18 protein-coding genes are annotated in these 17,725 nt (G+C 40.7%); 5 read left to right on the plus strand and 13 right to left on the minus strand.

What is annotated here, in order from left to right:
* From H3V01_RS11100 to H3V01_RS10285, 4 genes are all read left to right on the plus strand, one after another.
* Window positions 1–223 (plus strand): hypothetical protein (locus H3V01_RS11100; RefSeq protein ID WP_232332682.1); only part of this gene is annotated, 223 nt, incomplete at its 5' end.
* A gap of 633 nt (window positions 224–856) precedes the next feature.
* On the plus strand, window positions 857–1,630 hold the full coding sequence (locus tag H3V01_RS10275; RefSeq protein WP_084563929.1) for an energy transducer TonB: 774 nt from the start codon (window positions 857–859) through the stop codon (window positions 1,628–1,630).
* Between the two features lie 83 nt (window positions 1,631–1,713).
* Window positions 1,714–2,379, plus strand: coding sequence for a MotA/TolQ/ExbB proton channel family protein (locus H3V01_RS10280; protein ID WP_084563932.1), 666 nt, complete (start codon window positions 1,714–1,716; stop codon window positions 2,377–2,379).
* A 2-nt stretch (window positions 2,380–2,381) separates the two neighbouring features.
* On the plus strand, window positions 2,382–2,798 hold the full coding sequence (locus H3V01_RS10285; RefSeq protein WP_025329707.1) for an ExbD/TolR family protein: 417 nt from the start codon (window positions 2,382–2,384) through the stop codon (window positions 2,796–2,798).
* A 720-nt stretch (window positions 2,799–3,518) separates the two neighbouring features.
* On the opposite strand, the gene lpxA is transcribed toward H3V01_RS10285, so the two are convergent.
* From lpxA to rpsB, 13 genes are all read right to left on the minus strand, one after another.
* Window positions 3,519–4,295: an acyl-ACP--UDP-N-acetylglucosamine O-acyltransferase gene (gene lpxA, locus H3V01_RS10290; protein WP_198186735.1), complete on the minus strand. Its 777-nt coding sequence runs from the start codon at window positions 4,293–4,295 to the stop codon at window positions 3,519–3,521.
* A 71-nt stretch (window positions 4,296–4,366) separates the two neighbouring features.
* Window positions 4,367–4,825: a 3-hydroxyacyl-ACP dehydratase FabZ gene (gene fabZ, locus H3V01_RS10295; RefSeq protein ID WP_025329705.1), complete on the minus strand. Its 459-nt coding sequence runs from the start codon at window positions 4,823–4,825 to the stop codon at window positions 4,367–4,369.
* Between the two features lie 4 nt (window positions 4,826–4,829).
* Window positions 4,830–5,891 carry a UDP-3-O-(3-hydroxymyristoyl)glucosamine N-acyltransferase gene (gene lpxD / locus H3V01_RS10300; RefSeq protein ID WP_096766029.1) on the minus strand — a complete coding sequence of 354 codons (1,062 nt, stop codon included), beginning with the start codon at window positions 5,889–5,891 and terminating at the stop codon, window positions 4,830–4,832.
* A 10-nt stretch (window positions 5,892–5,901) separates the two neighbouring features.
* Window positions 5,902–6,399: an OmpH family outer membrane protein gene (locus tag H3V01_RS10305; protein WP_025329703.1), complete on the minus strand. Its 498-nt coding sequence runs from the start codon at window positions 6,397–6,399 to the stop codon at window positions 5,902–5,904.
* A gap of 24 nt (window positions 6,400–6,423) precedes the next feature.
* Entirely contained in the window at window positions 6,424–8,799 is a 2,376-nt protein-coding gene (bamA, locus tag H3V01_RS10310; RefSeq protein ID WP_025329702.1) for an outer membrane protein assembly factor BamA, read from the minus strand.
* A 3-nt stretch (window positions 8,800–8,802) separates the two neighbouring features.
* Window positions 8,803–10,143: an RIP metalloprotease RseP gene (gene rseP / locus H3V01_RS10315; protein ID WP_198186736.1), complete on the minus strand. Its 1,341-nt coding sequence runs from the start codon at window positions 10,141–10,143 to the stop codon at window positions 8,803–8,805.
* A 14-nt stretch (window positions 10,144–10,157) separates the two neighbouring features.
* Window positions 10,158–11,360, minus strand: coding sequence for a 1-deoxy-D-xylulose-5-phosphate reductoisomerase (ispC, locus tag H3V01_RS10320; RefSeq protein ID WP_096766027.1), 1,203 nt, complete (start codon window positions 11,358–11,360; stop codon window positions 10,158–10,160).
* 7 nt (window positions 11,361–11,367) lie between these two features.
* The gene (locus H3V01_RS10325) at window positions 11,368–12,177 is read right to left on the minus strand and encodes a phosphatidate cytidylyltransferase (RefSeq protein WP_096766026.1); all 810 of its coding nucleotides are present in this window, start codon (window positions 12,175–12,177) and stop codon (window positions 11,368–11,370) included.
* A gap of 8 nt (window positions 12,178–12,185) precedes the next feature.
* Window positions 12,186–12,935 carry an isoprenyl transferase gene (locus H3V01_RS10330; protein ID WP_143555308.1) on the minus strand — a complete coding sequence of 250 codons (750 nt, stop codon included), beginning with the start codon at window positions 12,933–12,935 and terminating at the stop codon, window positions 12,186–12,188.
* Between the two features lie 28 nt (window positions 12,936–12,963).
* Window positions 12,964–13,521, minus strand: a complete 558-nt coding sequence (frr, locus tag H3V01_RS10335; protein ID WP_025329697.1) for a ribosome recycling factor — start codon at window positions 13,519–13,521, stop codon at window positions 12,964–12,966.
* Window positions 13,522–13,648: 127 nt separating this feature from the next.
* Window positions 13,649–14,368 (minus strand): UMP kinase, encoded by a 720-nt coding sequence (gene pyrH / locus H3V01_RS10340; protein WP_198186737.1) that lies wholly within the window; start codon window positions 14,366–14,368, stop codon window positions 13,649–13,651.
* Between the two features lie 167 nt (window positions 14,369–14,535).
* A complete protein-coding gene (gene tsf / locus H3V01_RS10345) occupies window positions 14,536–15,408 on the minus strand; it encodes a translation elongation factor Ts (RefSeq protein WP_078474547.1) in 873 nt (290 codons plus the stop codon).
* Between the two features lie 113 nt (window positions 15,409–15,521).
* Window positions 15,522–16,271: a 30S ribosomal protein S2 gene (rpsB, locus tag H3V01_RS10350; protein ID WP_025329694.1), complete on the minus strand. Its 750-nt coding sequence runs from the start codon at window positions 16,269–16,271 to the stop codon at window positions 15,522–15,524.
* A gap of 193 nt (window positions 16,272–16,464) precedes the next feature.
* Between rpsB and H3V01_RS10355 the strand changes: the two genes are divergently transcribed.
* A complete protein-coding gene (locus tag H3V01_RS10355; protein WP_198186738.1) occupies window positions 16,465–17,094 on the plus strand; it encodes a 5-formyltetrahydrofolate cyclo-ligase in 630 nt (209 codons plus the stop codon).
* The last annotated feature ends 631 nt before the right edge of the window (window positions 17,095–17,725 follow it).

Here is a 17,725-nt window from a genome sequence, read left to right on the forward strand (position 1 = left end):
TTTGTTTCGTGTCGCGTCATCAGCGAAGAAGGCGAACTATACGCCTCCACAAATCCCCTGTCAACTCCTGCCTGCATTTATTTTTGACTTTCTCTTCATTCAACTGTTTTTCCTGTGTTTATTTTTGGCTCCTTTGACTCAGCTTTTGCTGTTTTATTTGACTCCGCTATCTGCCGATAGGGATGTTGACTCATTTATATCCTCTATTTCCTTTTACTTATGACTTGATGACTCTTCTTATATATTTGTATTTGGCACTTTTATATGCTCACTTTAAATTATTGTAGACTACTTCGACTCTGGTTTTATTGATTAAACCAAATTTAATTTAGATATATTTAAGGCTATTGTTTCTATGTAGAGCTTCAGTAAACTTTTTTGTTGTTAAAATATATCAATTAAATAATTAATTTAACTTTTATCTTGTACTTTATGAACTCTATACTATATAGATGTGTCCTATAGCTATTTTTCTAACTTTAGTCTGTTGCTGTTTTTTATATTTTGATTTTGTCAGAATAGTATCAGCCGAATTTAGAGATACAGATACAGATATATATATAAAGATAAAGCGGTTTTTCTGTTACCTTTAATTAATAGTTCTAAATTAATTCCGATAATCAGATAATTTTCTATTTTAATTGATCTTATATTTTGTTTTTAAATATTAAGTATAGAATCAAGTCATAATTATATTGTTTTGATAATTGTATATAGGTGTATTAAAGCTTTAAATACGATCTGTTTACACTTTAACAAGCTTATAAATTGCTCAATCTGACTGATTAACGCAGTCTTATGTTTTAGTGTTAAGTTATATTGCAAATAATAATGGTTTCTATTATCATGCAACGATATGGAAAACCAACGCAAAGTCAATTTTTTAATTGTTATTCTAGTGCTGGGCGTGCATGCTATTTTATTTTGGACAATAGCATTTAATGAACAGCAGATTAAAGTTGATAATAATATACAAGCACTGAATTTTGTTGATTTAGGCATAAGCTCGGATATGGCTGGCAAGATTGCTGACGATGTTCCTCAACAACCCGAATCTCAACAGCATGTTGTGCATAAACAGACGGTAAAAACACCGCCAAGAAAAGTGCTACCTGAAAAAACTCTGATAAAACCTGTAGCAACTAGCAAAGTACAAAGTCAATTTAAAGTTACGCCACCCAAAGAGGATGAACCGAAGCTGATACCTGCAGTAGCAAAATCATCGCCAATAGCGCCTGCACCTAGCAACAATGTTCCAGATGCTACTTCTGCAAATACTGGCGGAAAATCAGATTCCAAATCTGCAAATGGTAAAAACAGCAGTGATCAGTCTGCTGGTAGCTTAGTTGTGCCAAAAGAATATCAGGGAGGTTATCTGGCTGCATTAAACCCGGATTATCCGTATGACTCTCGGAGTAATGGGGAAGAAGGTGTGGTGGGTATAAAGGTTTATGTAGGTGCAGACGGAAAAGCACTTAATGTCACTATAAGTAAAAGTAGTGGCTATAGCCGTCTTGACCGGGCTGCTAAGCAGGCAATACTGAAATATCGTTTTAAACCAGCTACGCGCGGTGGTATTCCAATCTCTTATAACTATCAGTTTAATATAAGATTCAAAATATCAGATTGATAAAAAATAACGATAAGTAATGTAATTTTTGTATTTTAAATGATTTGGTTAAATCATTATTAACTTTGAAGGTAATTATTCTTATGGATGGTAATATTGCTTCAATCTATGCCCAGAGTGGCTGGATTTTACTGACGGTTCTGGCTATTCTTGTCTTGATGAGCATTATGACCTGGATTATTGCTTTGGTTCGGTGCTGGAGTTTATGGTGCGCAAGACGGGATAATCGTATAGCTTTAAATTGCTTTGAGACAGCTGAGAATCTGGTTCAATTGCAACATGAACTGGCTGAAAACCATTCACCGGTGGCTTTACTGACTCGTGATGCATTACACGCAAGTAAGCTTTATCATGATAAAGCTAATCATTCTTTGGCTGCGGCCATGCCCTTTAACCGCTACCTTACCAGTCAGATTCGTAATAGTATGGAACAGATTATGCGCCACTATGAGAGTGGACTGACTGTATTGGCATCAATAAGTTCAAGTGCTCCATTTATCGGATTATTTGGTACTGTATGGGGTATTTATCATGCTTTAATTAATATTGGCCATAGCGGACAGATGAGTATTGCTGCTGTAGCTGGTCCTATAGGTGAGGCATTAATTTCTACCGCCATAGGTTTATTTGCAGCGATTCCGGCTTTACTATTTTACAATGGTCTGGTACGCAGCAAGAAAAATTTAAGTCGTGATCTTGATGGTTTTGCTCATGATTTACATGCACAATTATTAAATAATGAGGAATAGTGATGGCATTCGGTCATTTCAGTGATGATGAGGTACATGAATCAGCTGATATTAATGTAACGCCGCTGGTTGATGTAATGCTGGTACTCTTGATTGTCTTTATGATTACGATGCCAGTATTAACTCATTCTATCCCGTTAACTTTACCTACCACCGCTAATCCTACGGAGCAAACAGAACCAAAATCTCCATTACGCTTATCGATTGGTGCTGACGGGCAATATAAATTAGGCGAACAAACACTTTCCCTAACTCAACTAAAAAATGATTTACATCTAAAGGCTCAGGCAGATCCAGAACTAGTACTGGCGATAGCTGCTGATAAACACGTTGCTTATGATCATGTTGCTCAGGTATTAGCCGCTGCTCGGGATGCAGGTTTGGTAAAAGTTGGCTTTGTTACGGAAGATAAATCGTAAATTAAATATCTCAATATAATTCTATTAAATGGACTTTCTATCGAGGAAAGTCCATTTTTTAATAGATTATTTTTATTTCAATACATTTAATTAAATAATACTACAATAAAATTTGATATCATAATTAAATACCTAAACTATTTTTGTATCCGTTTGCGCATATTAAATAATTATTCATAATTACTGATATAAATATAGTTGCGTATATTATTTCTAGTGGGATATGAAAGAAGTAATATCATATTACTGAGTGGAGACTATTTATATACTCGATAATATAGGTACTAATAAAATATACATGATGTCATTTTTTACTTAGTCTTTTACGCCGCCTTTTTCTTTCTTTATTTGCCTTTAGAAAAGAGCTGAACTGATAATGTCAAATATTTCAAGAAAATATTTTTATAACCAATCAAACGATTGATTCTCCCTTTTATATTTATAATGAAATTTTTACGATATAAGTATTAATAAAAGCAATATATCAATATTGCTTTCCAGAGTTATGGAATAACAGAGTTTATTATTCAGCAGATTTTTCTGAGGCACTTATTAAAATAACTTATAAAATTTAGATATTGTTATGTAGTAAATTTCATGTAAAAATTTTCTAGATTATTAAATAATCCATCTATTAAATATCTGTATCTGGATTTCTATCTTTAAATGTAAAACAGGTAGATTAATTGTTGATTATCTACCTGTTGTATTGCGCCTGAACTAACGAATAATACCACGCGTTGATTGTGCAAAAAATTCTTTAAACACATGTAACTCAGGTGCTGAATCTGCTTCAGCAATAATTCTGGCTTTAGCATCAGCATAAGCCAATCCCTGGCGGTAAAGAATTTTATACAGACGTTTGATGTTGGCAATTTGTTCTGATGTAAATTGGTGCCGGCGTAAACCTTCAGTGTTAAGTCCGGCTGGCTCGGCACGATAACCAGCAGCCATAACATACGGGGGCACATCTTTATGCACACCGGCAGCAAAAGCTGTCATAGCATAATCGCCAATTTGACAAAATTGATGTACAAGTGAGAAGCCGCCCAGTATTACATAGTCGCCGATAACAACGTGTCCTGCAAGCGATGCATTGTTGGCAAAAACTGTATGATTGCCGACAACACAGTCATGAGCCAAATGAACATAAGCCATTATCCAGTTATCATCACCTATACGAGTTTCACCAATGCCGGTAACGGTACCCGTATTGAAGGTGGTAAATTCACGGATGGTGTTATGGTTACCAATAATAAGTCTTGTTGGTTCCCCATGGTATTTTTTATCTTGCGGGATTGCTCCCAGTGAAGCAAACTGAAAAATTCGATTGCCTTCACCAATAGTAGTGTGCCCGTCAATAACAACATGCGGTCCGATATAGGTATCGGCTCCAATCTGCACGTTTGCACCGATTATGGTATAGGCTCCCACAGATACGCTACTATCGAGTTCTGCTTTGGGATCAATAATGGCTGTGGGATGAATCTGCGTCATGTATATTTCCTGCTGTCGTGGTTAACGACTAGTTTAATCATAGATGATTAATATTTTTAGTGATGTATTTTTTATTTTTCTACCTTGCGTTTGGCACACATGATTTCAGCTTCTGCCGCAACCTGATTATCTACTAAAGCAACAGCCTTGAATTTACCGATATCACGTTTGTTTGCCAATAATTTAACTTCGAATTTCAGCTGATCGCCGGGGACAACCTGACGCTTGAAACGGGCATTATCGATGCCTACAAAAAAATAAATTTCATCATCGTCACGACCGCCATGACTTAAAATAGCCAGTGTTCCACATGCCTGTGCCATAGCTTCAATAATCAACACACCAGGCATAACCGGAAAATCAGGAAAATGACCAAGAAAAAAGGGTTCATTAGCTGTGACATTTTTAATTGCACTCAAAGTCATGGCTTCACTGTCGTAAGCGATAACACGATCAATCAGTAAAAACGGATAACGATGAGGTAATAATTTCTGCAGGGTACGAATATCTAAAGGTAAAGACCAATCCATTGCTTTAATCCTGTTGGTTTGATGAATTGCCGTTTAATTCGGCTAATTGATGTTCCAAGGCTTTTATTTTTTGGTTCATTTCATGTAAATGACGAATATGGGCAGCATTTTTTACCCAGTCACTATGCTTTTGTAACGGAAAAATAGAAGCATAGTATCCGCTTTCCTTAATGCTGTGACTGACAGCTGTAGCGGCACCAATAGTTGTTTTCGGCGGAATGTGTAAATGACCACCAATCATTGCTGCACCGCCGATAACTGAATAAGCGCCAACTTCTGTACTACCGGCAATGCCTGTACAGGCTACAATAGCTACATGAGCACCGATTTTGCCGTTATGGCCAATCATCACCTGATTATCAATTTTGGCATCATTTTCTATGATGGTGTTTTCAATTGCTCCGCGATCAATTGTAGTGTTGGCTCCAATTTCGACATCATCGCCAAGAATTACGCAACCGGTCTGAACAATTTTAAACCATTCATTTTTCTGTTTGTCCCATGCAAAACCGAACCCATCAGCACCAATAACACATCCCGAATGCAGTTCTACCCGGTTACCCAGTATACAACCATGATAAATGGTTACATTAGCATGAATAACACAATCACTACCCACCGTACAATCATCTTCAATAACAGCGCCAGCCAGAATGCGTGTGTTTTCACCAATGATACAGCGCTCACCAATAACAACATGAGCACCAATTTCGCAACTGGCTGCAATTTTTGCAGATGGTGCAACTACTGCACTGGGATGGATAAATGCTTTAGCCTGAATGCGAGGATGAAACAAACGGGCAACTTGAGCAAAGTAAAGATAAGGATCATCAGTAACTATCAGTGTACGATTAGTTAAAACTTCAGCAGATTTTTCGGTAACAATCAGTACCCCGGCCTTACTGGCCAATGCTTCTGCACGCAAACGTGGATTACTGAGAAAGCTGATATCGTTTGCTTGAGCCTGTTGTAATGAAGTAATTCTGGTAACAATGACATCACTGCCACGCAATTGTCCGCCCAGCTGTTCAACTAAAGCGGCTGCGGTTATTGGGTTTACAGCCATATAATTCTGCCTACTGTTTTTGTGCGTTTAATGCTTTGATAACGGCATCAGTAATGTCAAATTTACTGTTGACAAATATGGCATCCTGAATGATAAGGTCATAACCCTCTTTTCGTGCCATTTCGATAATAACTTTATTGGCATTTTGCTGAAGTGAGGCAAACTCTTCATTACGACGCAGGTTGTAATCTTCTGCCAGTTTTGCAGCTGCTTCTTTATATTGTTCATCCATTTGCAGCATTTGTTTTATTTTTGCTTCTCGTTCGGCCGCCGGAACTTTCCCTGATTCAATTGCTTCTTTTAATTTCAGCCCTTCAGCTTGCATGACTTGCAGTTTTTTCTGCAACGGCGCAAATTCTTTATCAAGATCTTTCTGAATAGACTGAGCCTGAACAGATTGCTGATAAACACGGCTGGTATCAATAAAGCCGAGCTTTTGTATACTTTCTGCCCATGCAAAAGAGCAGGAAAGCACAGCAGCAAATGTTAAAACAATTTTTTTAAACATAAATTTGTCCTTATCTAGCTGCGATTAGAACGTAGTTCCCAACTGGAACTGGAAGCGTTGTATCTGATCTTCCGATTTCTTATGAATTGGATAAGCATAACTGAATTTCAGTGGTCCCATAGGTGACAACCAGGTAACAGCTAAACCAGCAGAATAGCGTACTTCGTTACCAATACTTGATTTATGTGTTTTGGAGCCGCCATAAGGATTTTTTTCATCATAATAGTTATAAGTTTTGTTATCCCACACACTACCGGCATCTGCAAACATGCTGAGGCGGACAGTATGCTGATCTTTAATTCCCGGAAACGGGAACAACAGTTCTGCAGTTGCAGTAGCAATGTAATTACCACCATAGCTGCTGGAATCACTACTATATGAACCGTCACTGTATCGGTTAAAGTATTTCGGACCAAGTGTACCAGACTCATAACCCCGTACTGAACCTAAACCACCGCCATTAAAAGCATACATAAATGGCAAATCCTTGGTTTTTCCATAGCCGTCCGCATAACCAAGCTGTCCGTATAGCATAAGGGTAAAGTTTTTATTTATCGGGAAATACCAGCGCTGGTCATGACTAATGCTGTAATATTGTAAATCACCGCCAGGTAAACCACTGTTAATATTAGCATTCATTATGTAGCCGCGAGTAGGCCATAATGAACTGTCTGTAGTATTACGACCCCAGCCCACAGTACCTTTTAATATCCAGTTATCTTTACCATATTTCTGAACAAATTCAGCATAACGCTGCGGCGCATATTCGCCATATAAGTTAACGGCCAGATGCTCTGCACCAAGACTGAAATTAACCCGGTCATACTCGGTAATCGGTACGCCCATGGTCATTGCTGCGCCAATGGTCGTGGTTTTATAGTCCATTGAGTTACTGTCTGATTTGCTGGGGTTATAACCACGATAGTACAGGTTATATCCCAGACTGACACCATCAGGAGTGAAATACGGATCAGTAAAGGAAAGAGCCGCAACCTGATTAACCTTGGAGCGGGATAGTTGCAGACTGGCCGATTTACCAGTACCAAACAAATTATCCTGTGCAATACCTGCTGACAGCAGCAAACCGTCATCCTGCGCCCAACCGGCACCAACATTAATAGAACCGGTTGATCTCTCTTTGACACTCATATCCAGATCAACCTGATCTGGTGTACCTGCTACAGGCTTAACATCTACCTGAGCATTATCAAAATAGCCTAATTGCTGAACACGCTCTTTGGAACGGTTAATTTTCGATACATCATAGGGAGCGCGTTCCATTTGCCGCAATTCTCGCCGTAGTACCTCATCACGGGTTTTGTTGTTACCTGTAATATTGATCTGATTAACATAGACTTTACGATCAGGAACAACATTCAGTACAAAATCGACAACATGTGTATTCTCATTAGTTACAGAACGAACATCTACCTGACAGAAAGCATAACCTGAGCTACCCATTTTGTCCTGAATGGCTCTGATAATATTAATCATCTGTGAGCGGTTATACCATCTTCCCGGTTTGATTTTAACCAGTTGCTGTAATGATTCTGCTGGTACTTCACGGGTATCACCGCCAACAGTTACATTACCCCAGCGATAGCGTTCGCCTTCATTTACTGTGATGTTAATCATCTGAGCAGTTTTATCTTCACTGCTGTTTACTTTAACATCAGCAATACGGAAATTCAGATACCCATGATCCTGATAATAATTATTGATTTTATCCAGATCCTGCTGTAACTGGGTATCTGAATAACGATCATCTCTGGTTAACCAGCTTGTCCAGCTTTTCTGGCTTAATGACATCTGTTTACGCAAAGTATGGGCAGAATAGTGTTTATTACCACTAAAATTAATTGATTTGATGGTTGTCGTTGCACCTTCATCTATTTTCAGCTCAAGTGCAACACGATTACGTTCCAGTCTGGTAACCTTGGGAGTAATTTTTACCGCATTTTTACCACGCTGGCGATAGGCATCCTGCAAACCTATTATTGCCTGCTCCAATGTAGCCGGATTAAATACGCGTGATTGCCCCAGACCAAAACCACTCAGGTTTTTCTTAATATCATTATTATTGATGGATTTACCGCCAGTAACATCAAAGCTGCTGATAATTGGCCGTTCCACTACAGTTAACAGGACCTGATTACCCATGGTTTCAACCCGTACATCATCAAAAAAACCTGTCGCATACAGTTTTTTGATAATCTCTTCACCCTCCGTATCGGTAAAAGTATCACCGATTTTAACCGGAAGGTAACTGAAAACAGTTGTGGGAGCTGTACGCTGTAAACCCTCTACCCGAATGTCTTTTATGGTAAACGGTTCTACTGCTAAAGCCAGTGAAGACAGGCCCAGAGCCATTAAACTGACAGTAATCTGTTTTAATTTCATCATTCATCCAAACAAACGGGTAATATCATTGAAGAAAGCCACCAGCATTAACATTAACATGGCAGCAATACCAAAACGCAACCCCATTTCCTGTATACGCAAACTCAGGGGTCTGCCACGAATCCACTCGATGGCATAATACAGTAAATGCCCCCCGTCTAATACGGGAACGGGTAATAAATTGAGTACGCCAAGACTTACGCTGACCAGAGCCAGAAATTCTGTATAACTTTGCCAGCCCATAGCAGCAGTTTTGCCAGCCACATCTGCAATAGTCAATGGACCGGAAAGATAATGCAGTGACGCCTGACCAGTAAGTAATTTGGCAAACATGGAAAGAGTAAGTGTAATGTAATCCCACGTGCGTTGCATAGCCAATCGTGCAGATTCAAAAAAACCGGGCTGATAATGCTGGCGAATCTGGGCATCCCATGTTTTATCACGCATGGCACCTACACCAACCTGACCAATTATTGCTCCCTTTTCAAGCACTGATTCCGGTCGCAGGCTAGTTTGCAGAATCTGTCCGCTTCGCTGATAACTAATGTCAAGTTTTGCACCGGCACTGGCCCGGATACTGTCTACCCAATCCTGCCAGCCAGTAAGTTTGCGTCCGTTAATGGTCAATAAGATATCACCTGTACGCAGACCAGCTTTAGCTGCGACACTATCCGGTATAACCATACCTATCTGATTAATAACTTTGAAAGGTGCAATACCCAGATATCCAGTTTTGGCAACATTAGCAGCAGCATCGGTACCGGCAATATTCAGTTGCCGCTGCTGCGGTTGTCCGGCTGCATTGATAACATCAACCTGAACTTTGCCGCTATCCAGATTAAGCATAATTTTAGCCTGAGCATCCGTCCAGTCTGTGACAGCCTGTCCGTTAACGCTATTGATACGGTCGCCTTGCTGAAAACCTGCATCAGCAGCTACTGTAGCTGGCTCAACCATACCCACCCAAGGGCGAATTTGAGTAATACCGCCTATACTGAAACTTGCTGCATACAGCAGTACTGCTAATATCAGGTTGGTCAACGGGCCGGCAATAACGATTGCAATACGTTTAAGAGGATGCTGCTTATCAAAAGCATAAGGTAAATCAGCTTCACTGACATCTCCTTCACGGGTATCAACCATTTTGACATAACCCCCGAGAGGGATGGGTGCCAGACACCATTCGATATTGCCGCGTTTTAAACAAAAAAATGGTTTACCAAAACCAATACTAAAACGCAGTACTTTAACACCACACCAGCGAGCCACAACCAGATGGCCTAATTCGTGCAAACTTACCAGCAGTAAAATTGCTACAATAAAAGCAAATATGGTTAATAACATGGTTTATCCTGTTCTCATCCGGCAGACCGGCCAGCTATCCATGCACTTGCTACACTACGCACCCGTGTATCAAGTTGCAAGAGTTCTTCTATAGAAGACGCAGTTTGCCCGCTAAAATATTGCAGACAGTTATCAACTACTGACGCTATATCAACAAACTGAATGTTTCTGTCCAGAAAGGCAGCTACGGCAACTTCATTAGCTGCATTCAGCACACATGAACTGGCCGGATGATTGCTGTGTAATACATCGTAAGCCAGTTTCAAGCATGGAAAACGTATGAAATCCGGTGCCAAAAAGTGTAAACCACTTAAACTGGTAAAATCCAGCTGTTCAACCCCTGAATCAATTCTGTCTGGTAAGCCCAGACAATGTGCAATCGGAATACGCATATCCGGTTTACCCATTTGAGCCAGTACAGAACCATCCCGGTAACGAACCATGCTGTGTATCACGCTTTGCGGATGAATAATCACTTCCAGCTGTTCAGCAGCAGCATTAAATAACCAGTGAGCCTCAATTAACTCAAGGCCCTTATTCATCATACTAGCTGAATCAACAGAAATTTTGCGACCCATCTGCCAGTTTGGATGGCGTATTGCAGCCTCAGGGGTAATAGCCGCAAAATCTGTCAGTGCAGTGTGCAGAAAAGGGCCACCTGATGCCGTTAAAACCAGCGATGCTACGCCAGCCTGCTCCAAATTTCCCTGATAATTATCAGGTAATGCCTGAAAAATAGCATTATGCTCACTATCTACAGGTAACAGCCGTGCACCGTACTGCTGAACAGTCTGCATAAATAAGGCACCAGCGACTACCAGGGTTTCTTTATTTGCCAGATAAATAGTCTTACCGGCTTTCGCTGCTGCTAACGTAGGTCTTAAGCCGGCGGCACCGACAATAGCAGCCATGACAGCATCAGTTTCACTATCCTGTGCAACATCACACAGGGCCTGCTCTCCGAATAAAACCTCTGTAGTAACAGCAGCAGTCTGCAATTGTACTCGCAGAACATCCGCCTGCGCAGCGGTAGCAACCACAGCGTAAACTGGATGATAACGAATACACAGTTCTGTCAGACGATCAATTTTCTGGTGTGCGGTTAACGCAAAAACAGAAAACCGTTCAGGATGGCGCCCAATAACATCAAGAGTACTCTGACCAATGCTGCCAGTCGCTCCCAGAATAGTTATAGAAGTAGGATTATAACCACTCATCAAAAAATCACTTTACACTAAAACAGGCTATCAAGGCGGCATAAACACTCAATACAGCAATCAGGGAATCTACCCGATCAAAGACACCACCATGTCCGGGTAAAAGCTGGCTGCTGTCTTTTACACCACCGGCACGCTTTAACCAGCTTTCCAGCAAATCACCGCAGATACTGACTGCAGTCAGAACAAAAGCCAGACACAAGGTTTGCCACCAAGGCAGAATAAAGGGTAACCGGCCTTGCTGTTGCAGGATAATTGTATAGATAGCAACGCAAATAACCGCACCAATAGCACCTTCCCAGCTTTTATTCGGACTGATAGTTGGAGCTAGTTTACGTTTACCCACAGCCCTTCCGACAAAATAGGCAGCAATATCGGCAATCCACACTAACGCCATGATCGATAAAAGAGCACCAGCAGCTTTAGTATCCGGCCGCAAGGAAATTAATGCCTGCCAGAAAGGCACCATTAATAGCCAGCCAATCATGACACCAAACAAGTTGGCTCTGATCTTCCATTTAAATTTTAACCAGACTGGTACGATAATTAGCCAGAACAGCAAAACCATTATCTGTGCCCAGAGTGGTAATGCCGTCTGCTGATAATAAAAATAAAGACATCCGCCGCCTACTGCGCTGACCAGCAGATAGAGGGCATTCTGTATGTTAGTGAAATGGGCAATACGGGCATATTCCCATAAAGCCAGTAAGGCAATCAGACCGCTAAATGCAGCCCATATACTGTTGTTAGCCCCGAACAACATACCTATCATTAAGGGCAGTAAAACCAGAGCAGTAAGAATACGTTGTTTGAGCATAAATAAATTTAGAGTCGCTGTTGGGTAAGTGGCAACTGCTCCGAGGTTCTGCCAAACCGTCTCTCCCGTTCCTGATAGGAACGTACAGCATTAGCCAGCTGAGATTCATCAAAATCCGGCCACAGAACTGGCGTAAAATATAACTCGGTATAAGCCAGTTGCCAGAGAAGAAAATTACTGATACGGGTTTCGCCGCCTGTACGGATAAATAAATCCGGTTCTGGAGCATAACCAAGTGACAGATATGGCAGGATGCTGGTTTCAGTCAGTTTGGTATCTCCGGCCTGAATAGCCTGATTAACCGCCTGCAAAATATCCCAGCGACCACCATAATCAGCAGCTATAGTCAGAGTTAGCCCGGTATTGGCTGCTGTCAATGCTTCTGCTTCTTCAATCCCGTGTACGATTTCTGCTGCAAAACGGCTGCGATCACCAATGACACGCAGACGCAGATTATTTTTATGCAATTTTTGTACCCGTTTTTGCAATGACTGCAAAAACAGCCCCATCAGAAAATTAACTTCGTCCAGAGGACGACGCCAGTTTTCAGTAGAAAAAGCAAAGACTGTCAGATACTCCACACCCATACGTGCGCAGTTTGCTGTCATTTCTTCCAGCATTTCCAGCCCTTTTTTATGCCCCATAATCCGTGGCATCAGACGTTTTTTAGCCCAACGTCCGTTACCATCCATAATAACGGCAATATGCCTCGGGATTTCGGTATGTTCGGGCACACTCTGAGTACTACTAGTAACCAAAATACATCCTTTACTGCAATTATATAGTTCAGATTGCCATCAGATCGGCTTCTTTAGTTGCCAGCATCTTATCAATTTCAGCAATGTATTTATCAGTAAGCTTCTGAATACCTTCTTCACCGCGACGAACTTCGTCTTCACTGATTTCTTTGTCTTTATGCAGACGTTTGAGGTCATTATTGGCATCACGTCGTATATTACGCACGACTACTCGGCCATCTTCAGCTTCACCACGGACTACTTTAATCAGATCTTTACGTCGCTCTTCGGTAAGCATTGGCATGGGTACGCGAATCAGATCACCCATTGCAGCCGGATTCAGGCCAAGATTTGAGTTACGAATAGCCTTTTCGATAACAGCAGCCATTTTACTTTCATATGGTTTCACCCCGATGGTGCGGGCATCCAGCAAGGTTACACTGGCAACCTGACTAACAGACACCATGCTTCCGTAATATTCCACCTCAACCTGGTCTAGTAAACCGGTATGAGCGCGCCCTGTACGAACTTTAGACAGATTATCGCGCAATACATCCAGTGATTTCTGCATTTTGGTTTCAGCAGTGCGTTGAATTTCGTTAATCATGAATATTCCTGTCTGGCCTGACAGCATTTATTTCAATTTTCTCAAATTTTTGCTGTCAGAAAATAGCAAACGCGCATACTAACGCAGTTATACGCGTCACCACAAGTTTAGTTAAGCAGTCTGATGTTTATACATGGACTAATGTACCTTCATCTTCACCCCAGATAACCCGTTTAAGTGCTCCCGGTTTGAAGATGCCGAATACCACAATATTCAGTTTCTGTTCACGACATAAAGCAAATGCTGTGGCATCCATTACTTTTAGATTCTGGCTAATCGCCTCATCAAAAGTAATTCGCTGATAACGTTTGGCTTCAGGATTGGTTTTAGGATCAGCAGTATAAACCCCATCAACATTGGTTGCCTTTAACATAATATCACAATTCATTTCTACTCCACGCAAACTTGCTGCGGTATCTGTAGTAAAAAACGGATTGCCGGTTCCTGCCGCAAAAATCACCACCTTACCTTCTTCCAGATACTGGATGGCTTTCGGGCGTGCATAAGTTTCTGCTACCTGCTGCATACTTAGTGCTGACTGCACTCTGGCTTTAACCTGCTGACTTTCAAATGCTTCTTTCAGAGCCAGTGCATTCATCACCGTTGCCATCATGCCCATGTAATCGGCAGTAGCACGTTCCATGCCTTTGGCTGATTGCGCCATTCCGCGAAAGATGTTACCGCCGCCAATAACAATAGCCACTTCTACACCCATATCGACCACTTCTTTAACCTGTGCAGTGATTTGCATAATAGTATCGCGATTGATACCAAAAGCATCCGGCCCCATCAGGGACTCTCCGGATAATTTCAATAATACACGTTTGTATTTTGCTGGTTTGGTCATGATCATTCTTTCTGTCAGTTTGCTATTAGATGTTTAACAGCGATCGATAAATTTTAAAAAAATGGGAACTTTTATTTCAGCTATCTCAACCTGAGTAAACAGATAACTCAAAAAAAAGCACCCTGATTCAGGAGCCTGAATCCAGAGTGCCCGTGGCATAAACAGCCTTATACTTTAGAAGCAGCGGCTACTTCAGCAGCATAATCCACTTCTTTTTTCTCAATACCTTCACCAACATGGAATGCAACAAAACGACTTACTTCAGCATTTTGTTCTTTCAGGAATTTTTCCACAGTCTGGTCAGGATTAATAACGAACTGCTGACCCAGCAGAGTTACTTCAGCCAGGAATTTCTGTACCCGGCCTTCAACCATTTTTTCAATGATATTTGCCGGTTTGCCGGAAGCTGCAGCCTGCTCTTCATAAATGTGGCGTTCTTTTGCCACAATTTCCGGGTTCACTTCAGCAGCAGAAACGCATTGTGGTTTGGATGCAGCAATGTGCATGGCTACCTGACGGATAGCTTGTGCATCGCCACCTTTGTGTTCTACCAGTACACCGATTTTGGTACCGTGCATATAGGTTACTAAACTGTTATCAGTTTCAATTCGTTCAAACCGTCGTACAGTGATATTTTCACCCAGCTTAGCAATGACAGCTTTACGAGCTTCTTCAACAGTAACGCCATCATCTGTTTTGGCTTCAGCCAATGCTTCCAGTGTAGCAGGGTTGTGCACGGCAACAGCTTTAGCCACAGCCTGAGCAAATGCCATAAAGCTGGCATCTTTGGCAACGAAATCTGTTTCACAGTTAATTTCAGCAACTGCACCTACTTTGCCATCCACGTATTCAGCAACTACACCTTCTGCTGCAGTACGGCCAGCCAGCTTACCAGCTTTGGCTCCGGATTTAATGCGCAGAATTTCTTCGGCTTTTTCCATATTACCTTCGGCTTCTACCAAAGCTTTTTTGCATTCCATCATGCCCAAACCGGTAGCAGCACGCAAATCACCTACCATTTTTGCAGTAATTGCAGCCATGTTTTACTCCTTAAACTTAATTATGCTCAGCCAAACAGATATCAGGCTGAAAAATTGTTTTAAAAAAAGGGGCACTAACGTCCCCTTCTTTTACAAAGATATGAGATAACTAATTATTCAGCAGCAGTTGCAGCCTGTTTTTCTTCTGCGGCCTGAGCAGCCTGAACCACTTCCTGTAAAGACTGAGCTTTACCTTCCAGAATGGCATCAGCAATACCACGGCAGTACAAACGAATTGCCTTAGCTGAGTCATCATTACCCGGAATTACATATTTAACATCATCAGGGCTGTTATTGGTATCAACCACAGCGATAACCGGAATACCCAGTTTAGCTGCCTCTACCAAAGTACCTTTCTGATAACCGGTATCGATAACGAAAATCGCATCAGGCAGGCCTTTCATATCTTTAATACCGCCCAAAGAACGTTCCAGCTTAGCAACTTCACGCTGCATTTCCAATACTTCTTTTTTACCGTAACCGGCTTCAGTAGCATTTTCCAGCGCAACAGTTTTTTCTTCCAGACGTTTAATAGACTGTTTTACGGTTTTGTAGTTAGTCAGCATACCGCCCAACCAGCGATGATCAACGTAAGGAGCTCCGGCGCGGGTAGCTTCTTCCTTAACGATATCACGTGCCTGACGTTTAGTACCTACGAACAGTACAGTTCCTTTATTGGCAGCCAGACGACGCACTACATCCTGAGCCTCTACAAACATCGGCAGGGTTTTTTCCAGATTGATGATATGGATTTTGTTACGCGCACCAAAAATGTACTCAGCCATTTTCGGATTCCAGTAACGTGTCTGATGACCAAAGTGTACGCCTGCTTCCAGCATCTGGCGCATAGTAATTTGTGACATAATAATCTATCCTTAAAAGGGTTAAAGCCTGACACTGCCACGCATAGAACTCTGTAACAGAGCACCCTTTCGCGTACAGTGCGAGCGTTGTTTATTTTTACCGAGGTAAAACACTCAGATGATACAGAAAAAAAGCAGTTACGGCAAGTATGCGGCTTTACGGTATCCTGCCTGAGTATTAACAGGCTAAATTATGCAGATACATACAGATAAAAGACAACAGCGTAGTTATTTACGCCGGCAGCGTCAGCAGTTAAAGGATGATATACGTCAGCATGCTACTACCCGAATTAACCGCCTACTCTATCCTCTGATCCGACGTAAAAAACGGATAGCCGTATACTGGGCAGTAGGCAGTGAATTATCACTGTGGTCATTTATTATTACTGCTCAGAAACGCGGAGCAACAGTTTATTTGCCTTATATTGCAGCCAGACAACGACAATTATGGTTTACTCCCTGCCCTATCCTCTCTCATAGGCAAGCTACAGCTCGTTTTATGGCTCAGTACGGTTTAAAACAAAAGCGCGGTTTAATTCCTCAATTTCATGGTCAGCGGATTCGGGCTCGCTATTTACATACTCTGATTGTGCCGTTGCTGGGAATTGATCAAAAAGGTAATCGTCTGGGACAGGGCGGGGGTTATTACGATGCCACACTTTCAGCATTACAATCCTGGCAACCGAAATTAATAGGGGCTGGTTTTGCCTGCCAGCGGTTACAAGAAATTCAAACTGAAAAGCATGATATCAAAATACCTTATTTTGTCTGTGAACAAGGTGTTGTGCACTTTAAGCTGGGTATAAATAAATTATCTGCCTGAATATTTATACAGAAAATGGTTTTAGTATTTAAGATACTTTTAAAAGTATAAATAAGGCGATAAATTTAATTTCAAAAATCTTAAATAGATTGTAAAATAAAATATTATGCAAAGGTAATATTTTTAAATGAAGATATTGCGGGATATATTTATTAGAGCTTGGCTTATGATTTCCTGATGATATGCTAATTGAACTATCTAAAGATAAAAAATTTTGGCTCGAAAGAATAGAAAATACGGTTTAGCTGGAATAAACGGTTATTTATCTGAATATAAACCAGTCTTATTAAATTTTATTTTTCAAGATAATTTATTCTATGATTTTTTATTTTAAAGATGATTTTATTATGCTTAAACCAGACAGGATAACTGTATTAATTATTAATAATATCAACAAAATTCAGAGTAAGAATTAGAAACTGTAAACTATTAGTATCACCTTGGTTAATACAATACACTTTATCTGCTGATGCAAAATATACCATTTAGATTCAAGCGAAAGTTTTGACTATTATTCCGCAGAAATTTAAAAGAAAAAGATAAAAATTAAATGATTATTTTCTTTAAGCTTCAGCGTTATTAAACAATATTATTCAGCAAGTTTTCTCTTCGTTGTTATCATTTAGTAATC

The organism is Snodgrassella sp. M0351 (assembly GCF_016100575.1).
Taxonomy (GTDB): domain Bacteria; phylum Pseudomonadota; class Gammaproteobacteria; order Burkholderiales; family Neisseriaceae; genus Snodgrassella; species Snodgrassella alvi.